The following is a 23,141-nucleotide window of genomic DNA, read 5'->3' as shown; positions in this document are numbered from 1 at the left end:
CGCCGATGCGGACAGGACGTGAGTGGATCACTATGGTGTCCGCTCATGACCACTCCTTACCAGCAGTACCCGCAGGGCGTCTCGGACAAGAGCAAGGTCGTCGCGGGCGTTCTCCAGATCCTCCTCGGCGGCCTCGGCGCCGGCCGGTTCTACATGGGCGACACCAAGACCGCCGTGATCCAGCTCGTCGTCTCGTTCGTGACCTGCGGCCTGGGCAGCATCTGGGGTCTGGTCGACGGGATCCTGATCCTGGTCAACGGTGGCGTCGACGGGCAGGGCCGCCCGCTGCGCGACTGAACGCCGACACACGCCAAGGGGCCGCGCGGTGCGTCACACCGCGCGGCCCCTTCGTCGTCCGTCCCGGATCAGCGCGGCAGCGGCGCCTCGGGGCGGCGCAGCTCGGTGAAGCCGGTCTCCCGCGCCCGGGCGGCGGCGAGCAGCCCGGCCACGCAGGACGCGTTGGTGATCTCGCCGACGAGCACCATCCGGACCGCCTCGTCGAGGTCGACGCGAACCACCTGCAGGTCGGCCTCCTCGTCGTGCCGGTCGTGGCGCTGCTCGGCCGGCACGTCGCCGAGGTCGCGGGCCAGGAAGACCCGGACCACCTCGTCGGAGAAACCGGGTGAGCTGTGCAGGTCGACCAGCACGTCGACGCGTCCCGCGGTGAGGTCGGCCTCCTCGGCCAGCTCCCGCGCCGCCGCGGCGGCCAGATCCTCCCCGCTGACGTCCATCAGACCCGCCGGCAGCTCCCACAGGTGCCGGCCGACCGGGTGCCGGTACTGGCGGATCAGCACCACCTGGCCGGCGTCGTCGAGCGCCACCACGGCCACCGCGCCCACGTGCCGGACGTAGTCGCGCGCGGCGGTGCCGCCGCCGGGCATGGTCACGTCGTCGCTGACCACCGAGAAGATCCGGCCGGACCAGACGTCCCGGCGCGCGGTCACCTCGTACCGGTGCTCGACCCCGCTCACGCCGACGCCTTCGCCGCGCCGCCGCGGCCGGTCTTCTTCGCCGTGCCGTCCAGGTCCACCGGGAGCTGATCGGCCTCGGAGTAGGCGACCGCGGCGCCGACGAACGCGGCGAACAGCGGGTGCGGCCGGGTCGGGCGGCTCTTCAGCTCCGGGTGCGCCTGGGTGGCCACGAAGAACGGGTGCAGCTCGCGGTCCAGCTCGACGAACTCGACCAGCCGCCCGTCGGGCGAGGTGCCGGAGATGGTCAGGCCGGCCTTGGTGAGCTGGTCGCGGTAGGCGTTGTTCACCTCGTAGCGGTGCCGGTGCCGCTCGCTGACCTCGGTGCTGCCGTACGCCTCGGCGACGATCGAACCCTCGGCCAGCTTCGCCGGATACGCCCCGAGCCGCATGGTGCCGCCCAGGTCGCCCCGGCCCGCGACGATGTCCTGCTGGTCGGCCATGGTGGCGATGACCGGGTGCACGGCCTCCTCGTCGAACTCCAGGGAGTTCGCGCCGTCCAGGCCGGCCAGGTGGCGGGCCACCTCGATGGTCATGCACTGCAGGCCGAGGCAGAGGCCGAGCAGCGGGACTCCGTTCTCCCGGGCGTACCGGGCGGTGCCGACCTTGCCCTCGATGCCGCGCACGCCGAACCCGCCGGGGATGACGATGCCGTCGACGCCGGCCAGCGCGGCGGCCGCCCCGGCCGGGGTGACGCAGTCGTCGCTGGGCACCCACTTGAGCTGCACCCGGGCGCGGTGGCCGAAGCCGGCGGCCCGGATCGCCTCGCTGACCGACAGGTACGCGTCGGGCAGGTCGACGTACTTGCCGACCAGCGCGACGGTGATCGTGTGGCGGGGCTGGTGCACCCGCTCCAGCAGGTCGTCCCAGCTGGTCCAGTCCACGTCGCGGAACGACAGGCCGAGCCGGCGCACCACGTACGCGTCGAGGCCCTCGCGGTGCAGCACCTTCGGGATGTCGTAGATGCTCGGCGCGTCCGGGGCGGCGGTGACCGCCTCCCGGTCGACGTCGCAGTACAGCGACAGCTTCTCCTTGACCTTGTCCGGGATCTCCCGGTCGCAGCGCAGCACCAGCGCGTCGGGCTGGATGCCGATGCTGCGCAGCTGCGCCACCGAGTGCTGGGTCGGCTTGGTCTTCAGCTCACCCGAGGGCGCCAGGTAGGGCACCAGCGACACGTGCAGGTAGAAGCAGTTGTCCCGGCCCAGGTCGTGGCGGATCTGCCGGATCGACTCCAGGAACGGCAGCGACTCGATGTCGCCGACCGTGCCGCCGACCTCGGTGATCACCACGTCGGGGACCTGGCCGTCGGCGTCCGGGTCGGCCATGCCGAGGATCCGGGCCTTGATCTCGTTGGTGATGTGCGGGATGACCTGGACGGTGTCGCCCAGGTATTCGCCGCGTCGCTCCTTGGCGATCACCGCCGAGTAGATCTGCCCGGTGGTGACGTTCGCCTTGCCGGAGAGGTCCCGGTCGAGGAACCGCTCGTAGTGCCCGACGTCGAGGTCGGTCTCGGCGCCGTCCTCGGTGACGAAGACCTCGCCGTGCTGGAACGGGTTCATCGTGCCGGGATCGACGTTCAGGTACGGGTCGAGCTTCTGCATCACCACGCGCAACCCGCGCGCGGTCAGCAGGTTGCCGAGGCTGGAGGCGGTGAGGCCCTTACCCAGCGAGGAGGCGACGCCCCCGGTGACGAAAATGTGCCTGGTCGTCCGTGCTGAAGGGGCCAAGGCCTGCTCCCGTGTCGTCCGTAGCGGTCGTGCGAACCGCCGTGCCGATCAGCCAAGTGATCACGCGATCCACGGGATTCCACGGTAACACCTTCCGGACGGTGAGCCGGCGTCGCACCCGCTGTCGGTGCACGTGGGGCCGCATCCGCCGCGCGTCGGGGGCCTGGCGCATGATCCACTCCGGTGCGCCGCGACGGCGGGACCGTCCGTCCCCGGATGCCGCCACCCCCGCCTAACCGCCGCCCGGGCGTGCCCCTCGGGCGTCAGCCCGCGGGGATCTCGGTGGGGGTCGCGGTCGGCTGCGTGGGCACCCGGGGGCCGGCTGAGGGCTCCTCCCCCGCCGCCGGTGAGCCGCCCGCGGCCCGCGTCGCGCTCGCGGAGGACCCGGCGGGCCGGTCCACGTCAGTGGCGGGGCCGGAAGCTCCCGACGGCACCTCGCCGCCGCCCGACGCCGCGCCACCGCCGGCCGGGCCACCGCCGGACGGGGCCGCGCCGACCTCGCCCCCGGGACGTCCGCTGTCGGGCCGGGTGCGGTCGGTGGAGTGGTCGAGCACCCGAAGCGCGGCCAGCGCCGCCATCGGCACCACCAGCGCACCCGCCGCCCCGGCCACGTCCAGCGCCGAGCCGCCCAGCACGCCGCCGAGGCCGGCCGCCACGCCGGTGCCGGCCATCGCCGCCCGGATCGCGGGGTAGATGCCGAACAGCCGCATCAGCCCGCCCCAGGGCTGGAGCAGGGCCAGCCAGACCAGCGCCGCCCCGGCCAGGGCCAGCACGGTCAACGGGCTGTTCACCAGCGTCTGGAAGTTGGAGGTGCTGGACCGGTGCACGGTGAGCCCGCCGGTGCCGTCGCCGAGCGCGGCCAGGAACCGGCCCAGGCTGCCCCGCTCCACCGCCGGACGGCCCAGGTCGACCAGCGCGAACCCGATGGTGACCGCCAGCCCGGCCATGGTGGCCCAGGCCAGACGGCTCACGGTCAGCCACCCGCCGGTGCAGATCGCGGCGGCGACGCTCACGCCGGCGGTGAGCGCGATCGCGCCGATCGAGTCGGCGCCCAGATAAGGGCTGCCGACGATCACCACCGCGACACCGCCGACCGCGACCATGACGATCGGCCGCCAGGTCCGCCGGACCCGTTGGGCCAGCCAGCCGCCGCACAGCAGCGACCCGGCGATGAACACGCCCAGCCCGACGGTGCCCAGCCCGGCGTACCGGCCGCCCTGCAGGGCGGAGTAGCCGACCACGCCGTTGAGCTGCAACCGGGAGCCGGTGAGCACGTCCACGCCGACCACCAGGGTGGCCAGCCCGGCGACCGCGCCCAGCGGCCCGAGCGTGCGGTCGTGCCCGGGGGTGAACCGGACCGCCGCCGTGCCGCCGACGATGAGCAGGGCTGTCACCGAGGCGAACCACCAACCGGCGTGGTGCCCCCGCCACCAGGGCGCGGCGTCGGCCAGCAACGCCGCCGGCACGGCCAGCGCCGCGGCGATCAGCAGCAGCTCCACCACGGCGACCACGCGCCGGGACACCGGTGCCGGACCGTGTGGGCCGGCCAGTCGGCGGGCCCGGCGCAGCAGCGGCAGCACCGCCACCGCGAGAGCCAGCTGGGCGGCGGCCAGCAGCGTGAAGAACCAGCCGGCGACCCGCCGCTGGGCGGCGGCCTCCCGGTCGGCGTCGGCGGGCGCCTCGATCGCGGTCCGCAGGTCGTCGGGCCGGTCGTCGACCGTCACGGCGGGCCGGCCCAGGAACGCCCGTTCCGGCATCGGCCGGCCGAGCGCGGCGAGCGCGGTCGGCGCCAGGTCGACCAGTTGCAGGTAGCCGGCCCGGGCGGTGCTCGCGGAGGTCAACCACCCGCCGTCCCAGCCGGGCCCGTCGGCGACCGCGACGTGCAGCCGCGCCGGCGAGTCGGTGTCGGAGACGCCGGCGACCAGCACCAGCGAGTTCGGCGGCCGGGCGGCGAGCACCCGGGCCAGCCGGGCGTCGGCCTGGCGCGCCTGGCCCGCGCGGACGGCCGGGTCGTCGTCGTCGACGGTGCCCACGTCGACGATGCTCAGCACGCAGGAGCCGAGCAGTTCCGCCGGGTCCTCGGGCAGCGCCGGCGCGTACCGGTCGACCCGGCCGAACGGCCGGGCGGCGGCCACGGCGGCGCCCGGGCCGACCGCCACCGAGCAGCGCACCGACTCGGCCAGCGCCCCGGGTGTCGCGCCCCAGGCGAGCTTGTCCTGGTTGTGCGCGACGACGGCCTCCTGGTCGGGCAGGTTGGCGCCGATCCGGTCGGGCTGCTCGACGCTCACGCCGGTGGCCGGGCAGCCGCCGCCGGTCCGGGTGCCGTTCCAGGCGGCGAAGTTCCCGGCGCCCAGGGTCAGCCACCCGTCGACCGGGCAGGTGGGGCGGTGCGCGGAGCGCACCGAGAGGGAGCCGATCGCGCCCTGCTCGGCCATCCGCCACAGCGTCGGGGTGTTCTGCGGGTCGACGTCGTCCCAGCGCAGGCCGGCGGCGCCGACCAGCACCACGAAGTCGGCGCTGCGCCGGGGCGTGCCGTCGTCCGGGCGGGCGGCCAGCGCGGTGATGCCCAGCGCCACCACCACCAGCGTCAACAGCACCGGGACGAATCGGCGCAGCATCAGCGGTTTCCCGTCGAGTGCTGGGGCGTCAGCTCCGCGTAGAGGGCGGCGAGAGCGGCCACGGTGTCGGCCTCGGTGGGCCAGGTCGCGGACCGGGCCGCGCCGCGCCGGCTCAGCTCGGCCCGGCGCGGTGGATCGTCGAGCAGCTCGCGCACCGCCGCGTCAACGGCGTCCACGTCGCCGGGCGGCACCAGGACCGCGGCGTCGCCGACCAGCTCCGGCAGGCCGCCGACCGCGGTCGCGACCAGCGGTACGCCGGCCCGCAGCGCCTCCTGCGCGAACAGCTGCCGGGCCTCCCAGTCGCTGGTGACCACGGCGAGGTCGGCGCCGGCCAGCAGGTCCGCCACGTCGGTGCGGTGCCCGAGCAGGGTCACCGGCGCCCGGGCGGCCGAGATCCGCGCGGCCAGCGGCAGGTAGGCGGGCCCGCTGCCGGCGATCACCACCGCCGGGGCGGGGGTCCGGGTCCGCCACCGGGCGGCCGCGTCGATCAGCACGTCGTACCGCTTCTGCGGGTGCAACCGGCCCACCGAGAGGATCAGCGGGCGGTCCCCGGTGACCCCGAACTCGGCCCGCACGGCGACGCGGCGGCGACGCGGCGCGGGCAGCGTGGGCGCGGCGACCGGCGCGAGCCGGGCGTCGGTGGCGCCCAGCGCGGCGGCCCGTTCGACCAGGTCGGCGGAGGCGCCCAGCGCGACCCGGACGGAGCGGGCGACGACCCGCTCGACCAGCCGGGACACGGTGCCGCGCAGCCCACCGGCGAGCACCGCGTTGTGCCAGGTCACCACCAGCGGAGCGGCGGGGCGGGCGAGCGCGGCGACCAGCCCGGCGCGCAGGCCGTGCGCGTGCACCACGTCGACCGGCGTCCGCGCGAGCGCCCGGCGCAGCGCGGTGACCGCACGCGCGTCGCCCGGGGTGGGGCTGGCCGGGATCTCCACCGGCGTGAACCGGGCGCCCGCCCCGGTGAAGTCGAACTGGTCCTGGGTGGCGGTCGGGCCGCAGACCAGCACGGCGGCACCGGCCTCGGTCAGCCCTCGGGCGACCGAGCGGACGTGCTGCCCCACCCCGCCGGTGCTGGAGGCGAGCACCAGGGCGACCGACCCGGGCCAGCGCGGTGCCGGCGAGGCGTCCGTCATGAGGAAACGGTCTCCTTTCCGTCGCCCCGCTCACCGGGGTGCTGGTCGGTCCGCGGGCCGTCGGCCCCGTCGGCCGGGCGCCGCCGGCGTATCCGGCGGGCCAGGGCCGCGAGCAGCGGCCGCAGGTCGCGGGCGTCGGTCAGCCAGGCGACGGCGAGGAACAGGACACCGACCACGACCCCGGACAGCATGCCCTGCGCGAGGGCCGCGAGTGTCGTCGGGGTCCCGTCGCCGAGCCCGGCGAGTCCCCGGGCGGTGGCCACTCCGCCAGCGGCGGCGACGGCGGCGGCCAGCAGCCCGGCGGCCCCGGCCCGGCCGACGCCGGCCAGCGCCGCCCGGCCGGCGGCCCGGCCCACGGCGGCGAGCAGCAGGCCGCCGAGCAGCACCATCCCGGCGGAGGTGGCCAGCGTCACCGCGAGCACCCGGTCGGCCAGCGGCAGCGCCTGGCCGAGCACGACCGCGAGCGCGGGCACGCTCAGCCAGCCCAGCGCGGTGGCGACGCTGGCCGCGCGGGTCTCGCCCCGCGCGTAGAGGGCCCGGGTGAGCACCGCGAACAGGCCGTAGCCGAGCAGGCCGGGAGCGAAACCGGCGATCCCGACCGCCGCGGTCCGCGCGTCGAGCGCGCCGCTGAAGAAGAAGTGCCCGACCGGGATCGCGGTGCCGACCAGCGCGGCGGCGCCGAGCAGGCTGAACAGCACGATCCCGCGCACCGCCGGCGCGAGGGTCTCCCGGTAGGCCCGTTCGTCACCGCTCGCCCGGGCCGCCACCAGCGTCGGGTACGCGGCGACCGCGAGCGGCACCGCCAGCACCGCCCAGGGCAGGAAGTAGACCGTCTGGGCCAGGTTGTAGACACCGACGTCGGCGACCCGGCCGTAGGTGACCTGGTTGAGCGTGACGGCCAGCGCGATCTGCTGGGCGGCGACGGTGACCACGCCGGCGGCCACCAGCCCGCCGACCCGGGCCCGGGCGTCGGCCGGGAACCGGTAGCCCGGCCGGATCGGCAGCCGCAGCCGGCGCAGCGGGATCAGCAGGGACAGCGACAGCACGACCACGCCGAGCGTGGTGCCGCCGGAGAGCAGCAGCTCGCCGCCGCGCCCGGCCGCGCCGATGGTGGCCAGCCGGCCCTCGACGGCGGTGAAACCGAGGTAGACCGCGATGACCGTGATGCTGGACAGCAGCGGCGCGATGACGGGCCAGGCGAACCGCCGGTGCGCTTGGAGCACGCCGGTGAGCACGATCCCCACGCCGTAGAGCGGCAGCTGGGGGGCGAAGATCCGCAGCATCCGCGCGCCGGACGCCTGCCGGACCTCGCCCAGTCCGGGCCCGAGCAGGCCCATCAGCGGGTCGGCGAACAGCGCCACCAGCACCGCCAGCGGCACCAGCAGGCTCAGCGTCCAGGTCAGCAGCGCGCCGGTGGTGGTGGCCACCGCCCGCCGGTCACCCGCCTCGACCGGGCCGGCCAGCAGCGGTACGACGAGACTGGCCAGCGCCCCGCCGGCGACGATCTCGAAGATGAAGTTCGGGACGTAGTTCGCCACCAGGTAGGCGCCACCGAGGTCGGTGGGGGCCAGCGACCAGGTGAACACGGCGGTGCGGCCGAACCCGGCAAGCCGGCTGACCACGGTGAGGACGGCGATGAGGGCGGCCGCGCCGGCGACGCGGCCGGCGGCGGCGGCGAGGGGTGCCGGTTTCGTCACGTCAGTCGGCGAGCCGGCCCAGCTCGTCGAGGTGTCGCAGCCCCGGGGTCCGCTGGATCACCTGGGTGAAGCTGACCTTCTCGCTGGCCGCGGTCAGCGCGGCGAGCACGGCCAGCACGGCGGCGCGCCCGAGCGGCCCGGTACGCGCGGCGAGGCTGACCCCGAGCACCGCGCCGAGGGCGTTGGCGCCGCTGTCGCCGAGCATCACCCGCTCGTCCAGGTCCTCGCGGACCAGGCCGGCGGCGGCGCCGACGGCGCCCGCCGCGATGCCGCCGTAGGGGCCGGTGGACAGCGGCGCGCCGAGCAGCATGCCGGACTTCAGCGCCCGGCCGGGGCGCAGGTCGAGGAGGTTGACCAGGTTGGCGGTGCCGGCCACCACGCCGGCGCCGAGCAGCACGTCGAGCCCGCGCCCGAGCGTGCCGGCCCGCTGCCGACGCGGGTGGGCGGCGACCCGCCGGTCGGCGGCGAGCAGCGCCGCGGCGCCGAGCCCGGCCGCGCCCACCCCGGCGACCTTGACCAGCCCGGCGGTGACCTGCCCCTCGCGCAGCGCGGCGAGGTGCCCGGCGAAACCCTTGGCGGCCTTCTGTTCCGGGCGGGCGCCGACCACGTCGTCGTAGAGCCCGACCGCGCCCGCGCCGACCCCGGCGAGCAGGGCGGCCGCGCCGGCCGGCGCGCTGCCGGCGCCGAGCGCGCCCGCGGTGGCGGCACCGACGGCCAGCGCCGGACCGGCGGCCAGGCTCACGGTGCGGCCCCGGTAGTTGGTGCGCTCCAGCGCGGGCGCGCTCGGCCACATCCGCACCTCGCGCAGCACGTAGCGGGCGGTCAGCACCCCCGCGCCCACGGCCAGCAGCCGACCCAGTCTCACGCGACCCCTCCGATCCGGACTCCGAACGCGGCGCGGCACGGACCGGACGGCCCGGGCGCGTTCACTGGGGCAGTTTAGGCAGCAGGCCGGCGGCGTTGTCGCCCACGCCGTACTGGCCGGTCTTCTTCTCGGTCAGCTGCTGCGCCAGTGCGAGACTGGTGACCAGCTGCCCCTGCACGGTGTTGGCGTTGTCGACGGTGGAGATGGTCTGCGACAGCACCGGGTCGCCGCGGACCACCGCGACCAGGTTGCCGCCGGTGGAGCCCATGCCGGCGACCACCAGCGCCCCCGCCCGGTCGAACTGCTCGGCGATCTTCACCACCGACTCGTCCTTCTTCGCCGAGTCCTTGTCCACGTACGGCTGGCCGGTGACCAGCACGACGGCCTCGGCGGCGCCGGAGATCTTGTCCTCCGGGGTGAGGTAGCCGGCGGTGGCGTACTGCTGGAGCACGCTGCTCCGGTCGGCCTCGCTGACCGGGGCGCTGCCCGCCGGTCGCTCCACCAGGACGTTGGCCAGCAGCGCGCTGGAGGTCTCGACGCCGTGCCCGTTGCCGGGCAGGTTGGCGGTGGGGGCGCTGTTCGGGCGGGCGGCGGTGACCGCCAGCTCCAGCAGGTTGTTGTTGCTGTCCGGGTTGATGAACTTGTCCTGCACGTCGATCCGGCCGGTGACGTCGGCCCCGGCGGTGCGGAGCATCTTGATCACGCCCTCGGTCTGGTCCCGGCCGCTGGGCAGGGTGAGCACCAGCACCCGGCGGCCGGTGAGCTTGCCGGGCAGGACGAGCTGCGCCATCTCGGCGGCGAAGTCCTCCTCGGTCTCCAGTTGCTTCTGCATGTCGTTGACCGACTGGCGCATCAGCGAGTTGTCCTTGCGCAGGCCGTTGACGTTCTCCCGGAGCGAGTCGGCGACGGGCCCGTTGAGGGCGGCCGTGCCGACCACCAGGCCGATCGCCAGCGCGAGGAAGACCGCGGTCAGGGACACCACGTGGTAGCGGAAGTTGATCACGCTTGCAGCCTCTTGATCGTCGGGGGAGCTAGAAGAGCTGGCCGAGCTGGAACACGAAATTGTCCCACCATTCGGAGACCACGCCCAAATACGCCTTGCCGACGGTGGAGACCGCCACCGCGGAGGCCATCGCGGCCACCGCCGAGAGGACCAGCAGCAGCAGCGAGGAGCCGGAGATGCTCTGCCGGTAGAGCCGGCTGACCCCCTTGGCGTCGACCAGCTTGCCGCCCACCTTCAGCCGGGTCAGGAACGTCGACGCCATGCCGCCGCGGCCCTTGTCGAGGAACTCCACCAGGGTGGCGTGGGTGCCGACGGCCACCAGCAGCGAGGCGCCCTTCTCGTCGGCCAGCAGCATGGCCAGGTCCTCGCTGGTGGCCGCCGCCGGGAACGTGATCGCGGGGACGCCCAGACCGTTGACCCGGGGCAGGCCCGGCGCGCGCCCGTCCGGGTAGGCGTGCACGATCACCTCGGCGCCGCAGCGCAGCACGTCGTCGGTGACCGAGTCCATGTCGCCGATGATCATGTCGGGGGTGTAGCCCGCCTCGACCAGCGCGTCGGCCCCGCCGTCGACGCCGATCAGCACCGGCTTGAACTCGCGGATGTAGGGCCGCAGCACGTCCAGGTCTGCCTTGTAGTCGTAGCCCCGGACCACGATCAGGCAGTGCCGGCCCTGGATCTGGGTCTGGATCTCCGGCACGCCGACGCCGTCGAGCAGCAGGTCGCGTTCCTGCTTGAGGTAGTCCATCGTGTTGGCGGCGAACGCCTCCAACTGCACCGAGAGACCCTCCCGGGCGTCGGCCATCGACTTGGCCACCGTCTCGGCGTCCTGCAGCGCGCCGTGCGCGACCGGTTCGTCGCCGACGAACACGGTGTTGCCCTCGATCCGCACCAGGTCGCCCTCGCGGACCTGTTCGAAGACGCTCTCCCCGAGGTCGTCGAGCAGCGGGATGCCCGCCGCGACAAGCACCTCGGGGCCGAGGTTGGGATAGCGGCCGGAGACCGACGGCTTGGCGTTGAGCACCGCCGCGACCCCCACCGCGACGAGCGAGTCGGCCGCCACCCGGTCCAGGTCGACGTGGTCGATGACCGCGATGTCGCCGGGACGCAGGCGGCCGACCAGCCGTTTCGTCCGGCGGTCGAGGCGCGCGGTGCCGAGGATCGAGCCCGGTTCCGCGTTCCGGTTCCGGCGCAGTGTGGGTAGACGCATCGTGACCATCCTGGCATGTGGGGCAGGTAATGCTGTCGCGACATGCCTGAGCAGGGCCGCCTACCCAGGGAAGCACACCGGGACGCGCCCCGGTGTGCTTGCGCTCACAATCGGGGCATCACGGACGCCTTTCCTTGGCCGCCACGGCCAGGAGTTCCTCGGCATGAGCGATACCCAGATCGGAATCCGGCAAACCGGCGAGCATCCTGGCCAGCTCACGGGCCCGCTCGGTGTCCTCCACCATCCGCACGCCGCTGGTGGTCACCGCGCCGCCGGTGTCCTTCGCCACCACCAGGTGCCGGTCGGCGAACGCGGCGACCTGGGGCAGGTGGGTGACCACGAGCACCTGGTGGCTGCGGGCCAGCCGGGCCAGCCGGCGGCCGATCTCCACCGCGGCCTGGCCGCCGACCCCGGCGTCGACCTCGTCGAAGACCAGCGTGGGCGGGCCACCGGAACCGGCGAACACCACCTCGATGGCGAGCATCACCCGGGACAGCTCACCGCCGGACGCGCCCCGCTGCAACGGCAGCGCCGGCGCGCCCGGGTGGGCGAGCAGCCGCAGCTCGACCTCGTCGGCGCCGTCCGCGCCGACGCCCGCCTCGACGCCGTTGACCGGCAGGCTCGGCTCGGACCGCCCGGCCGGCCGGGACAACACCGCCACCTCGATCCGCGCGTGCGGCATGGCCAGCCCGGCCAGCTCGACGGTGACCTGCTCGGCGAAGCGGACCGCGGCCTCGTGCCGGGACGCGGAGACCCGCCCGGCGAGGTCGGCCACCTCACCGGCCAGCCGGGACGCCTCGCGGTCCAGCTCGTCCAGCAGCTCGTCGGAGGTGTCCAGGTCGGACAGCCGGGTCCGGGCCCGCTCGGCCCAGGCCACCACCCCGTCGACGTCGTCGGCGTACTTGCGGGTGAGCGCGCGCAGCGCGGCCCGCCGCTCGTAGATGGTCTGCAGGCGGGCCGGATCGGCGTCCAGCGCGGCCAGGTAGGTGGACAGCTCGGCGGCCACGTCGGTGACCAGCGTCGCGGCCTCCTCCAGCCGGGCCGCCAGCTCACCCAGCGCCGGGTCGGTGCCGGCCTGCGCCTCCAGCGTGCGCCGGGCGGTGCCGAGCAGCGCGGTCGCGTCCGGCGCCTCGTCGGTGGCCTCCACGCCGCCGGCGACGCACTGCTGCGCCACCTGCGCCGCGGTGCGCAGCCCTTCGGCGTGCTCCAGCCGCTGGGCCTCCGCCTTCAGCTCGTCGTCCTCCCCCGGCTGCGGGTCGACCCGGGTGATCTCGTCGAGGCCCAGCCGCAGCAGGTCGGCCTCCTGATGGCGCTCGCGGGCGTTGCGCCGCCGGTCGGCCAGGTCGTCGACCACCGTCCGCCACCGGCCGTACGTCTCGCGCAACGCCTCGAGCAGCTTCTCGTGCTCCGGGCCGGCGAACCGGTCCAGCGCGGCCCGCTGCTCGGCCGGGCGCAGCAGCCGCAGCTGGTCGGACTGCCCGTGCACCGCCAGCACCTGCTCGCCCACCTCACCCAGCGTCGACACGGGCATGCTGCGCCCGCCCAGGTGGGCGCGGGAGCGGCCCTCGACGGTGACCGTGCGGCTCAGCAGCAGCGAGCCGTCCTCGTCGGGCTCGCCGCCGGCGTCGATGATCCGGGCGTGCACCGCCTCGGCCACCCGCCCGCGCAGCCGCAGCCGCCCCTCGACCACCGCGCGGCCCGGCTGGGCGCGCACCCGGCCCGCGTCGGCCCGGCCGCCGAAGAGCAGCCCGAGGCCGGTCACCACCATCGTCTTGCCGGCGCCGGTCTCGCCGGTGATGACGTTCATCCCCCCGGCCAACGGCAGCGTGGTGTCCTCGATGACGCCCAGTCCGGTGATGCGCAGCTCTTCCAGCACAGCACCCGACAGTAGCCCCGCCGTGTGACAGTTGACCAGCCGGCACGGTGGCCTGTGGACGCCGTACCGTTCTCGACGGTCGGTCCGGCGCCGGCCAGCGCGGGTGGTCGGGGCGCCGGACGTCACGTCGTCGCCCCAGCTCGTGCGCCGCCGCTTCCTCCGGCGGCGGCTCGACGAGCTGTCGGCCCGACCGGGGTCGACACCCGACCGGGCGCGGCGCGCCGGTCCACCCGCCGTGGCCCGGCCGCGAACGCTCCGGCGTCCCGACCGTCGCGGTCCGACCACCCCCTGGCCGGGCCCGCGACCGCCGGGTCACGCGTCCGGAAACCGGCGGGCCTCACCGCCGTGCCCGGACTCACCTCGACGTGACCCGTGCGCCCACCGTAACGCGCGCCGGGGCGGAGCTGGCCGGATCGGAGCGGCCGATCAGCGCCGGTTGCCGCGCCAGCCCTGCACGGGCAGGTCGAACTTGGCCACCAGCCGGTCGGTGAACGGACGCGCCCGCAGCCGGACGATGCGCACCGGCAACGCGCCCCGCCGCACGGTGACCCGGGCGCCCGGCGGCAGGTCGTAGACCCGCCGGCCGTCGCAGCAGAGCACCGCGAGCGTGGTGAACGGGTCGACCGTGATGGCGAACGTGGACGTCGGCGCGGTGACCAGCGGGCGGCTGAACAACGCGTGCGCGCTGATCGGCACCAGCAGCAGCGCCTCCACCTCCGGCCAGACCACCGGGCCGCCGCCGGAGAACGCGTACGCCGTGGAGCCGGTCGGGGTCGCGCAGACCACGCCGTCGCAGCCGTAGCGCGACAGCGGCCGGCCGTCCACGTCGACGAGCAGCTCCAGCATCTGCGCGCGTTCGCCCTTCTCCACGCTGATCTCGTTGAGCGCCCACGACTCGATGGTCGGCCCGCCGTCGAACTCGGCGGTCACGTCGAGGGTGAGCCGCTCGTCCACTGTGTAGTTGCGTCCGACCACGTCACGCACCGCGGTGTCCAGGTCGTCGATCTCCGCCTCGGCGAGGAAGCCGACCTTGCCCAGGTTGATGCCGAGCAGCGGCGCCTTCGCCGGGCGGGCCAGCTCGGCGGCGCGCAGGAACGTGCCGTCCCCGCCGAGCGCGAAGACGATCTCCGCGCCCTCGGCCGCCTCCGGGCCGGTCACCGGCACCACGCCGGGCAGGTCCAGGTCGTCGGCCTCCTCGGCCACCACCCGCACCTCGAACCCGGCCGCGATCAGGTCGGCGGCCACGGACCGGGCGTGCTCGGTGCTGCGTCGACGGCCGGTGTGGGTCACCAGCAGCGCGGTACGGCTCATCCGGACGCCTCCTCGGTCGTGGCCGCCGTCGCGGCGGCTCCCTGCGGGCCCGCGGCCACCACCGTGCGGACCCGGTCGGGATCGGCGGCGGGCGCGCCCCGGCGCAACCATACGAAGAACTCGACGTTGCCGCTCGGCCCGGGCAGCGGGCTGGCGGCCACGTCGGCCAGCCCGAGGCCGAGCCGCGCGGCGGCCGCGGCCACGTCGAGCACCGCCTCGGCCCGCAGCGCCGGGTCGCGCACCACGCCACCGGCGCCGACCCGCTCCTTGCCGACCTCGAACTGCGGCTTGACCATCAGCGCCAGGTCGCCGTCGGGGCCGGTGCAGCCGGCCAGCGCCGGCAGCACCAGGCGCAGTGAGATGAACGACAGGTCGGCCACCGTCAGGTCGACCGACCCGCCGATCGCCTCCGGCGTGAGGGTGCGCACGTTCGTGCGCTCGAACACCCGGACCCGCTCGTCGGTGCGCAGCGGCCAGGCGAGCTGCCCGTAGCCGACGTCGACGGCGACCACCTCGGCGGCGCCGGCGCGCAGCAGCACGTCGGTGAAGCCGCCGGTGGAGGCGCCCGCGTCCAGGCAGCGCCGGCCGGTCACGGCCAGCCCGCCCGGGGCGAACGCGGCGAGCGCGCCGGCCAGCTTGTGGCCGCCCCGGGAGACGTAGTCCTCGGTCGGGTCCTCGCCGGTGACCAGCAGCGGGTCCGCCGGGTCGACCATGGCGGCGGCCTTGCGGGCCGGCACTCCGCGCAGCTGCACGCGACCGGCCTCCACGAGCGCGGCGGCCTGTTCCCGGGAGCGGGCCAGGCCACGCCGGACGAGTTCGGCGTCCAGCCGGGTACGACGAGCCATCGGTGTCGTTCTCCGCCTCTGCTCAGGCCTGGTCGATGCTGGCGAGCGTCTCGCGCAGCGTCTCGTACGCCGCCTCGTACTGGGCGATCTGGTCGGCCGGGGCGAGCGCCTCGGCGTTGGCCATGCCCCGCACGGCGGCGTCGACCGCCGGGTGCCGGGCCTCGCCGACCTCCTCGACCGGCGCCGCGCGGACACCCGGCGGCGGGCCGGGACGCGCGGGCGGGCCGGGGCGCGGCCCGGGCGGCGGACCGGGACGGAAGGGCGCGCTCACGAGTCGGCCGCCCGGCGTCCGGTGGTCTTCTTCGCCGGCCGCACCGGGGCGGCGGGCGAGTCGTCGGCCGGTGTGCGCGCCACGGTGGCGGCCGGCTTGCGCGCGATCGCCTTCTTGGCCACGGCCTTCTTCACGACCGCCTTGGACCGCGCCGGGGCCGGCGCCGCTCCGGTCGGCTCGGCCTCGGACGGCGCGGGCTCGGTCGAGGTGCCGCTCGACGGCGTGGGCCGCTCGGGGCCCACACCGGCCGGGACGGTGCGCGCCTCGCGCAACTGCCGTTCCAGGTCGTGCACCCGCCGGGTCAGCTCGGCTACCTCGTCGGCGGTGGCCAGGCCGACCGCGCCGAGTGCCCGGTCCACCTCGAAACGCACCAGCTTGGTCAGCGCCTCCCGGTTCGACAGGCCGGTGGCGACCAGTTCCTCGGCGAGGGACTGGAGCTGCGCGGCCGTCGCGCCGCCCTGGCCGACGACGCGCATCACCGCGTCCTGCGCCTTCTTCCGGGGCGCCTCCGTCAGGCCCATGGCCAGCTCGAGGTAGGCGCGCCACGCGTCCTGCATGCCTGAGTCCTTCCGCGGGGCGAGGTGTGCAGGTGCCACGCTACCGGGCGCCTGGGACGTCCCATTGCGGTACGGTGCCGGGAAACGGCGTGGCTCGTGGTGAGGAGACGATGTGGCCAGCGTGGACGAGTGCCGGCAGGCGTTGCAGGACCTGGCGACCCGGCTGGACCAGCACGCCGAGGCGCAGGGGAAGATCGACCTCGACCGCACCCTGGCCTGCCGGATCACCGACCTGGGCACCGCCTTCCACGGTCGGCTGGAGGGCGGCCGGCTGGTCGACCTCGCCGACGGCGACGACCCGAAGGCCAAGATCGCGCTGAGCACCGGCAGCGACGACCTGGTCGCCCTGGTGCACGGCAAGCTCGACATCATGTCGGCGATGGCGTCCCGGCGGGTCTCCATCAAGGCCAACCCGTTCGACCTGATGAAGCTCCGCAAGCTGCTCTGAGCGGCCGGCGACTCAGCCGGCGAGACCGAACGCGGCGAGCGCCTCCGCCGCCTGCGCCGAGCCGGCCCGCACGCGCGGGTCGGCCGGCGTCGACCAGGCCACCGCGCACAGCGCCGCGAGCGCGTCCAGCGGCCGTCCCGCGCCGTCGAGGACCAGCTCCCCGCCGGTCACGGTCACCGACCAGCCGCCGGCGTCCGGCCGGCCGGGCACCGCCACCACGGCCGCCGGGTCGAAGAGACCCGCCAGGTCGAAGGAGACGTACGCCGGCCGGCGCGGCTCGGGCGCGGCCAGCAGCTCGGCGGCGTCGCTGACCCCGGTGAGCACCAGCAGGCTGTCCAGCCCGGCCCGGCGGGCGCCCTCGATGTCGGTGTCGAGCCGGTCGCCCACCACCAGGGTCCGCCCGCTGCCGGCGCGCCGGGCGGCGGTGTCGAACAGCGCCGGCTCCGGCTTGCCCACCACCACGTCGGGATCCCGGCCGAGCGCGGTGCGCAGCACCGCCACCAGCGAGCCGTTGCCGGGCAGCGGTCCACGCGGGCTGGGCAGCGTCCGGTCGGTGTTGGTGGCATACCAGGGCGCGCCCGCGCGGACGGCCAGGGACGCCTCGGCCAGGTCGGACCAGCCGACCTGCGGCCCGTAGCCCTGGGCCACGGCGGCGGGCTCCTCGTCGGCCGTGGACACCGGCCGCAGGCCCACCGCGCGCAACTCCGCCCGCAGCGCCTCCGCGCCGACCACCAGCACCGGCGCGCCGGCCGGCAGCCGGTCCCGGAGCAGCTCGGCGGTGGCGGCCGCCGAGGTGAGCACCTCGGTCGGCCGGGCCGGCACGCCCATGCCGGTGAGCAGGTCGGCCACCTCACTGGAGCGGCGGGAGGCGTTGTTCGTCGCGTACGCGACCGCCCGCCCCTCGTCGTGCAGCCGGGCGACCGCCTCGACCGCGCCGGGGATGGGCCGGTCGATCAGGTAGATGACCCCGTCCAGGTCGAAGACGACCAGGACGTACCCGTCGACCAGCCGGCCGCCCGCCCCGGCGCGGTCGGGTGCACCCCGGTCCGCGCCGGAGGCGGTGTCCCCGGCGGGCGCTGTCACCGGCGCTCCGCCGCCTCGTCACCGCCGGCAGGCGTGCCACCGGACGCGGGCGGGGTGTCACCGGCGAGCGACTCCGCCTCGGCGTCGGTCAGCTCGTCGTCTCCCAGGTCGCCGGCGTCGCGGTCGCGGTAACCGGCCCGAGCCGCGTCACCGGCGTCCGCCGTGTCGGCGCCGTGGGCGCGCGGACGGGTGTCGCCGTCGAGATCGTCGTCGTCCTCGTCCTCGTCCTCGTCGTCGAGGTCGCCCTCGTCGTCGTCGAGGTCGTCGTCGTCTTCGTCTTCGTCTTCGTCGTCGAGGTCGTCCTCGTCGTCGTCGAGGTCGTCCTCGTCGTCGAGGTCGTCTTCGTCTTCGTCGTCGAAGTCGCCCTCGTCATCGTCTTCCTCGTCGTCGAGGTGGCCGTCGGCGCCGTCGGTCTCGTCGTCGGGGCTCGCAGCCGCCGGGCCGGTGCCGTCCTCGTCGTCCGCCGGCTCGTCATCCTCGTCGTCACCCTCGATGACCACGCCGTCGAGCTCGAGCAGCCGCTCGGCGGCGTCGGTCTCACCCTCGGAGTCGACGTCGGCCGCCCGGGAGAACCACTCCCGGGCCTCCTCACGTCGGCCCACGGCGAGCAGCGCGTCCGCGTACGCGTAGCGCAGCCGCGCCGTCCACGGCTCGGGCGAGTCGGTGGTCAGCTCGCGGACCTGCAGCATCGCCACGGCCGCGTCCTTCTGCCCCAGGTCGCCCCGGGCACCGGCGGCGACGATCAGCAGCTCGACGGCGACGGCCTGGTCGAGCTTCTCCCGGTCCGCGCCACGGAACAGGTCGATCGCCCGTTCCGGCCGGCCCAACGCCCGCTCGCAGTCGGCCAGCACCGCCAGGTGACTCTGCAGGCCACTCATCCGGTGGTACGTCCGCAGCTCGGCGATGGCGGTCTGCCACTCCCCCGCGTGGTACGCGGCCAGCCCGACCGCCTCCCGCACCGCGGAGATACGCGAGGCGAGCCGGCGGGCCGCCATGGCGTGCGCCAGCGCCAGCGTCGGGTCGTCGTCGATCAGCAGGCCGGTCGCCACCAGGTGCCGGGCGACCGTCTCCGCGACCGGCTTGGCGAGCGAGAGCAGCTCCGCGCGGACGGTCGAGTCGAGGTCACTGGCGACCACCTCGTCGGGCAGCTCCGGCGCCTCGCCGGTACGCCCCTCGCCGCGCTCGTCCTGACGCTCCCGCTGCGGCCCGTAGTTGCCCGGCCGGTCCTCGTAGCCGCGACGGTCCCCGTCCCGGTCGTCACGCCCACCCCGGTAACCACCCGGGGCCCGGTCCTCGCGGCGGAAGCCGCCGTCGCGGTCGCCGCCCCGGAAGCCGCCCTCGCGACGCTCACCGCCGCGGAAGCCGCCCTCACGGCGGTCGCCGCCGGGCCGGTTGTCGCGGTCGCCCCCACGGAAGCCGCCTTCACGACGGTCACCACCGCGGGAGCCGCCCTCACGGTCACCGCCACGGAAGCCGCCTTCGCGACGGTCGCCGCCGCGGAAGCCGCCTTCGCGGCGTTCGCCGCCGCCGGGCCGGTTGTCGCGGTCCCCGCCACGGAAGCCGCCCTCACGGTCACCCCTGCGGAAACCGCCCTCACGACGGTCGCCACCGCGGAAGCCGCCCTCACGGCGCTCACCGCCGCGGAAGCCGCCTTCGCGGCGTTCGCCGCCGCCGGGCCGGTTGTCGCGGTCCCCGCCACGGAAGCCGCCCTCGCGGCGTTCGCCGCCGCCGGGCCGGTTGTCGCGGTCACCCCCGCGGAAACCGCCCTCGCGACGCTCACCACCGCGGAAACCACCCTCGCGGTCACCGCCACGGAAGCCGCCCTCGCGACGCTCACCGCCACGGAAGCCACCCTCGCGGTCGCCCCCACGGAAGCCGCCCTCGCGACGCTCACCGCCACGGAAACCACCCTCACGGTCGCCCCCACGGAAACCGCCCTCACGACGGTCACCACCGCGGAAGCCACCCTCACGACGGTCACCACCGCGGAAGCCACCCTCACGACGGTCACCACCGCGGAAGCCACCCTCACGACGGTCACCACCGCGGAAGCCACCCTCACGACGGTCACCACCGCCGGGCCGGTTGTCGCGGTCGCCCCCACGGAAGCCGCCCTCGCGACGCTCACCACCGCGGAAGCCGCCCTCACGGTCACCGCCGCGGAAGCCACCCTCGCGACGGTCGCCGCCGCCGGGCCGGTTGTCGCGGTCACCGCCACGGAAGCCGCCATCGCGGTCGCCACCGCGGAAACCACCCTCGCGACGGTCGCCACCGCGGAAACCACCCTCGCGACGGTCGCCGCCACCGGAGCGGTTGTCGCGGTCGCCCCCACGGAAGCCGCCCTCACGACGGTCGCCGCCACGGAAGCCGCCATCGCGGTCGCCACCGCGGAAACCACCCTCGCGACGGTCGCCGCCACGGAAGCCGCCATCGCGGTCACCGCCACGGAAGCCACCCTCACGACGCTCACCGCTCCGGAAGCCACCCTCACGGTCACCGCCACGGAAGCCACCCTCGCGACGCTCACCACCGCCGGCCCGGCTGTCGCGACGGAAACCGCCGTCGCGGTTCTCGCCACCACGGAAGCCGCCGGCGCGGTCCTCGCGGCCACCCCGGTACGAAGGACGGTCGTCGCGGCGGGCGTCGTTACGCCCCCGGCCGCGGTCGGCGCTGTCCTCGTGACGGCGGGGCCGGTCCCCGCCCTGCGGTCCTGAACTCACAGGTGCATCCTTCCTGATGGCGTTTCCGCCGTAACGCTAACGCAGTCGAGGGCCGACCCTGCTGGGGCGGCCCTCGACTGAAAGATTGTCCGGCGGTGTCCTACTCTCCCACACCCTCCCGAGTGCAGTACCATCGGCGCTGGAGGGCTTAGCTTCCGGGTTCGGAATGTTGCCGGGCGTTTCCCCTCCGCCATGACCGCCGTAACTCTATGAACATGTCAACCAACCCACACAGGTGGATGGTGTTTGTTCAGAGTTGCACAGTGGACGCGTAGCAGCTTGGTAGTCAAGTCCTCGGCCTATTAGTACCGGTCAACTGAACCCGTTACCGGGCTTACATTTCCGGCCTATCAACCCAGTCGTCTAGCTGGGGGCCTTACCCCACAAAGTGGGTGGGATACCTCATCTTGAAGCGAGCTTCCCGCTTAGATGCTTTCAGCGGTTATCCCTTCCGAACGTAGCTAACCAGCCGTGCCCCTGGCGGGACAACTGGCACACCAGAGGTTCGTCCGTCCCGGTCCTCTCGTACTAGGGACAGCCCTTCTCAAGTATCCTACGCGCACGGCGGATAGGGACCGAACTGTCTCACGACGTTCTAAACCCAGCTCGCGTACCGCTTTAATGGGCGAACAGCCCAACCCTTGGGACCTGCTACAGCCCCAGGATGCGACGAGCCGACATCGAGGTGCCAAACCATCCCGTCGATATGGACTCTTGGGGAAGATCAGCCTGTTATCCCCGGGGTACCTTTTATCCGTTGAGCGACACCGCTTCCACATGCCAGTGCCGGATCACTAGTCCCGACTTTCGTCCCTGCTCGACCTGTCAGTCTCACAGTCAAGCTCCCTTGTGCACTTGCACTCAACACCTGATTGCCAACCAGGCTGAGGGAACCTTTGGGCGCCTCCGTTACCCTTTAGGAGGCAACCGCCCCAGTTAAACTACCCACCAGACACTGTCCCTGAACCGGATAACGGTCCGAAGTTAGATACCCAAATCAACCAGAGTGGTATTTCAAGATTGCCTCCACCCATACTGGCGTATGGACTTCACCGGCTCCCACCTATCCTACACAAGCTAATTCAGATACCAATGTCAAGCTATAGTAAAGGTCCCGGGGTCTTTCCGTCCTGCCGCGCGTAACGAGCATCTTTACTCGTAATGCAATTTCGCCGGGCCTGTGGTTGAGACAGTGGGGAAGTCGTTACGCCATTCGTGCAGGTCGGAACTTACCCGACAAGGAATTTCGCTACCTTAGGATGGTTATAGTTACCACCGCCGTTTACTGGCGCTTAAGTTCTCCGCTTCGCCCCGAAGAGCTAACAGGTCCCCTTAACGTTCCAGCACCGGGCAGGCGTCAGTCCATATACATCGAATTACTTCTTCGCATGGACCTGTGTTTTTAGTAAACAGTCGCTTCCCCCTGCTCTCTGCGGCCATACAACGCTCCACCCGCGCGGGGCTTCACGTCTCCGGCCCCCCTTCTCCCTAAGTTACGGGGGCAATTTGCCGAGTTCCTTAACCACAGTTCGCCCGATCGCCTCGGTATTCTCTACCTGACCACCTGTGTCGGTTTGGGGTACGGGCCGCTCAGAACTCGCTAGAGGCTTTTCTCGGCAGCATAGGATCACTGACTTCACCTGAATCGGCTCGGCATCACGTCTCAGCCTCAATGCACCGCGGATTTGCCTACGGTACGGCCTACACGCTTACCCCGGCACAACCACCGGCCGGGATCAGCTACCTTCCTGCGTCACCCCATCGCTTGACTACTACCCGCCAGGTTCCCACGCTCCCCACCATCAGTCCGAAGACGTCCGGCAGCTCGGGTGGTTAGCACAACGAGGTTCATCAGGGTCGCTCTTTCGCGGGTACGGGAATATCAACCCGTTGTCCATCGACTACGCCTCTCGGCCTCGCCTTAGGTCCCGACTCACCCAGGGCGGATTAGCCTGGCCCTGGAACCCTTGGTCATCCGGCGGAAGGGTTTCTCACCCTTCTTTCGCTACTCATGCCTGCATTCTCACTCGTGCCGCGTCCACAACTAGGTCACCCCGTTGCTTCACCCCCGGCACGACGCTCCCCTACCCATCCACACACCTGCACGGCACATCAAGGCGCCGCGAAGTAAAATGTGAATGCCACAGCTTCGGCGGTGTGCTTGAGCCCCGCTACATTGTCGGCGCGGAACCACTTGACCAGTGAGCTATTACGCACTCTTTAAAGGGTGGCTGCTTCTAAGCCAACCTCCTGGTTGTCTATGCGATCCCACATCCTTTTCCACTTAGCACACGCTTAGGGGCCTTAGCTGGTGATCTGGGCTGTTTCCCTCTCGACTACGAAGCTTATCCCCCGCAGTCTCACTGCCGCGCTCTCACTTACCGGCATTCGGAGTTTGGCTGATTTCGGTAAGCTTGTGGGCCCCCTAGACCATCCAGTGCTCTACCTCCGGCAAGAAACACGCGACGCTGCACCTAAATGCATTTCGGGGAGAACCAGCTATCACGGAGTTTGATTGGCCTTTCACCCCTAACCACAGGTCATCCCCCAACTTTTCAACGTTGGTGGGTTCGGCCCTCCACGCGGTCTTACCCGCGCTTCAGCCTGCCCATGGCTAGATCACTCCGCTTCGGGTCTAGAGCATGCGACTGAATACGCCCTATTCAGACTCGCTTTCGCTACGGCTCCCCCACACGGGTTAACCTCGCCACATGCCACTAACTCGCAGGCTCATTCTTCAAAAGGCACGCCGTCACCCCGCAAGGCTCCGACGGATTGTAGGCGAACGGTTTCAGGTACTATTTCACTCCCC

At 73.4% G+C, this 23,141-nt stretch carries 18 protein-coding genes and 2 rRNA genes (1 of these 20 running past the window's edge); 3 read left to right on the top strand and 17 right to left on the bottom strand.

The annotated features are described in order from the left end of the window. Positions 1-45 precede the first annotated feature (45 nt). Positions 46-297, top strand: coding sequence for a TM2 domain-containing protein (locus O7600_RS00815; protein WP_281591799.1), 252 nt, complete (start codon positions 46-48; stop codon positions 295-297). Positions 298-365: 68 nt separating this feature from the next. Here the strand turns inward: O7600_RS00815 and O7600_RS00810 are convergent, their stop codons facing one another. The 13 genes from O7600_RS00810 to O7600_RS00750 form a co-directional block, all read right to left on the bottom strand. Beyond that, positions 366-971, bottom strand: a complete 606-nt coding sequence (locus tag O7600_RS00810) for an NUDIX hydrolase (RefSeq protein ID WP_281591798.1) — start codon at positions 969-971, stop codon at positions 366-368. Beyond that, a complete protein-coding gene (locus O7600_RS00805) occupies positions 968-2,695 on the bottom strand; it encodes a CTP synthase (RefSeq protein WP_281591797.1) in 1,728 nt (575 codons plus the stop codon). Before O7600_RS00805 ends, O7600_RS00810 begins: the two co-directional genes overlap by 4 nt. Before the next feature lie 263 nt (positions 2,696-2,958). Further along, positions 2,959-5,313 carry a hypothetical protein gene (locus tag O7600_RS00800; RefSeq protein ID WP_281591796.1) on the bottom strand — a complete coding sequence of 785 codons (2,355 nt, stop codon included), beginning with the start codon at positions 5,311-5,313 and terminating at the stop codon, positions 2,959-2,961. Further along, complete coding sequence (locus O7600_RS00795) at positions 5,313-6,446, bottom strand: glycosyltransferase family 4 protein (protein ID WP_281591795.1); 1,134 nt, start codon at positions 6,444-6,446, stop codon at positions 5,313-5,315. Before O7600_RS00795 ends, O7600_RS00800 begins: the two co-directional genes overlap by 1 nt. Next, positions 6,443-8,143, bottom strand: coding sequence for a lipid II flippase MurJ (locus O7600_RS00790; RefSeq protein ID WP_281591794.1), 1,701 nt, complete (start codon positions 8,141-8,143; stop codon positions 6,443-6,445). Before O7600_RS00790 ends, O7600_RS00795 begins: the two co-directional genes overlap by 4 nt. A gap of 1 nt (position 8,144) precedes the next feature. Further along, a complete protein-coding gene (locus O7600_RS00785) occupies positions 8,145-9,008 on the bottom strand; it encodes a hypothetical protein (RefSeq protein WP_281591793.1) in 864 nt (287 codons plus the stop codon). Positions 9,009-9,069: 61 nt separating this feature from the next. Beyond that, the gene (locus tag O7600_RS00780) at positions 9,070-10,011 is read right to left on the bottom strand and encodes a copper transporter (RefSeq protein WP_281591792.1); all 942 of its coding nucleotides are present in this window, start codon (positions 10,009-10,011) and stop codon (positions 9,070-9,072) included. Positions 10,012-10,039: 28 nt separating this feature from the next. Further along, positions 10,040-11,218 carry a putative cytokinetic ring protein SteA gene (gene steA, locus O7600_RS00775; protein WP_174530780.1) on the bottom strand — a complete coding sequence of 393 codons (1,179 nt, stop codon included), beginning with the start codon at positions 11,216-11,218 and terminating at the stop codon, positions 10,040-10,042. A gap of 118 nt (positions 11,219-11,336) precedes the next feature. Continuing rightward, positions 11,337-13,094, bottom strand: coding sequence for a DNA repair protein RecN (gene recN, locus O7600_RS00770; RefSeq protein ID WP_281591791.1), 1,758 nt, complete (start codon positions 13,092-13,094; stop codon positions 11,337-11,339). A 426-nt stretch (positions 13,095-13,520) separates the two neighbouring features. Beyond that, positions 13,521-14,405 carry an NAD kinase gene (locus O7600_RS00765; RefSeq protein WP_091577872.1) on the bottom strand — a complete coding sequence of 295 codons (885 nt, stop codon included), beginning with the start codon at positions 14,403-14,405 and terminating at the stop codon, positions 13,521-13,523. Then, positions 14,402-15,250 (bottom strand): TlyA family RNA methyltransferase, encoded by an 849-nt coding sequence (locus O7600_RS00760; RefSeq protein ID WP_281591790.1) that lies wholly within the window; start codon positions 15,248-15,250, stop codon positions 14,402-14,404. Before O7600_RS00760 ends, O7600_RS00765 begins: the two co-directional genes overlap by 4 nt. Before the next feature lie 22 nt (positions 15,251-15,272). Beyond that, the gene (locus O7600_RS00755; protein WP_281591789.1) at positions 15,273-15,521 is read right to left on the bottom strand and encodes a hypothetical protein; all 249 of its coding nucleotides are present in this window, start codon (positions 15,519-15,521) and stop codon (positions 15,273-15,275) included. Next, on the bottom strand, positions 15,518-16,078 hold the full coding sequence (locus O7600_RS00750) for a hypothetical protein (protein ID WP_281591788.1): 561 nt from the start codon (positions 16,076-16,078) through the stop codon (positions 15,518-15,520). Before O7600_RS00750 ends, O7600_RS00755 begins: the two co-directional genes overlap by 4 nt. A 112-nt stretch (positions 16,079-16,190) precedes the next feature. On the opposite strand from O7600_RS00750, the gene O7600_RS00745 reads away from it, so the two are divergent. After that, positions 16,191-16,526: an SCP2 sterol-binding domain-containing protein gene (locus O7600_RS00745; RefSeq protein ID WP_281591787.1), complete on the top strand. Its 336-nt coding sequence runs from the start codon at positions 16,191-16,193 to the stop codon at positions 16,524-16,526. A 12-nt stretch (positions 16,527-16,538) separates the two neighbouring features. On the opposite strand, the gene O7600_RS00740 is transcribed toward O7600_RS00745, so the two are convergent. Both O7600_RS00740 and O7600_RS00735 read right to left on the bottom strand, forming a co-directional pair. Then, on the bottom strand, positions 16,539-17,534 hold the full coding sequence (locus O7600_RS00740; protein ID WP_281594041.1) for an HAD-IIA family hydrolase: 996 nt from the start codon (positions 17,532-17,534) through the stop codon (positions 16,539-16,541). Between the two features lie 71 nt (positions 17,535-17,605). Then, positions 17,606-18,658 carry a tetratricopeptide repeat protein gene (locus O7600_RS00735; protein ID WP_281594040.1) on the bottom strand — a complete coding sequence of 351 codons (1,053 nt, stop codon included), beginning with the start codon at positions 18,656-18,658 and terminating at the stop codon, positions 17,606-17,608. Between the two features lie 3 nt (positions 18,659-18,661). On the opposite strand from O7600_RS00735, the gene O7600_RS00730 reads away from it, so the two are divergent. Beyond that, positions 18,662-20,323: a hypothetical protein gene (locus O7600_RS00730; protein ID WP_281591786.1), complete on the top strand. Its 1,662-nt coding sequence runs from the start codon at positions 18,662-18,664 to the stop codon at positions 20,321-20,323. Between the two features lie 93 nt (positions 20,324-20,416). Here the strand turns inward: O7600_RS00730 and rrf are convergent. Both rrf and O7600_RS00720 read right to left on the bottom strand, forming a co-directional pair. Then, positions 20,417-20,533: ribosomal RNA gene (rrf, locus tag O7600_RS00725) — 5S ribosomal RNA — on the bottom strand. A 78-nt stretch (positions 20,534-20,611) separates the two neighbouring features. After that, a 23S ribosomal RNA gene (locus O7600_RS00720) occupies positions 20,612-23,141 on the bottom strand (it continues 578 nt past the right edge of the window).

Source organism: Micromonospora sp. WMMA1998 (assembly GCF_027497375.1).
GTDB classification, from domain to species: domain Bacteria; phylum Actinomycetota; class Actinomycetes; order Mycobacteriales; family Micromonosporaceae; genus Micromonospora; species Micromonospora sediminicola.
Note: the sequence above shows the minus strand (reverse complement) of the source record. Positions and strands in the feature narration are given on the sequence as shown.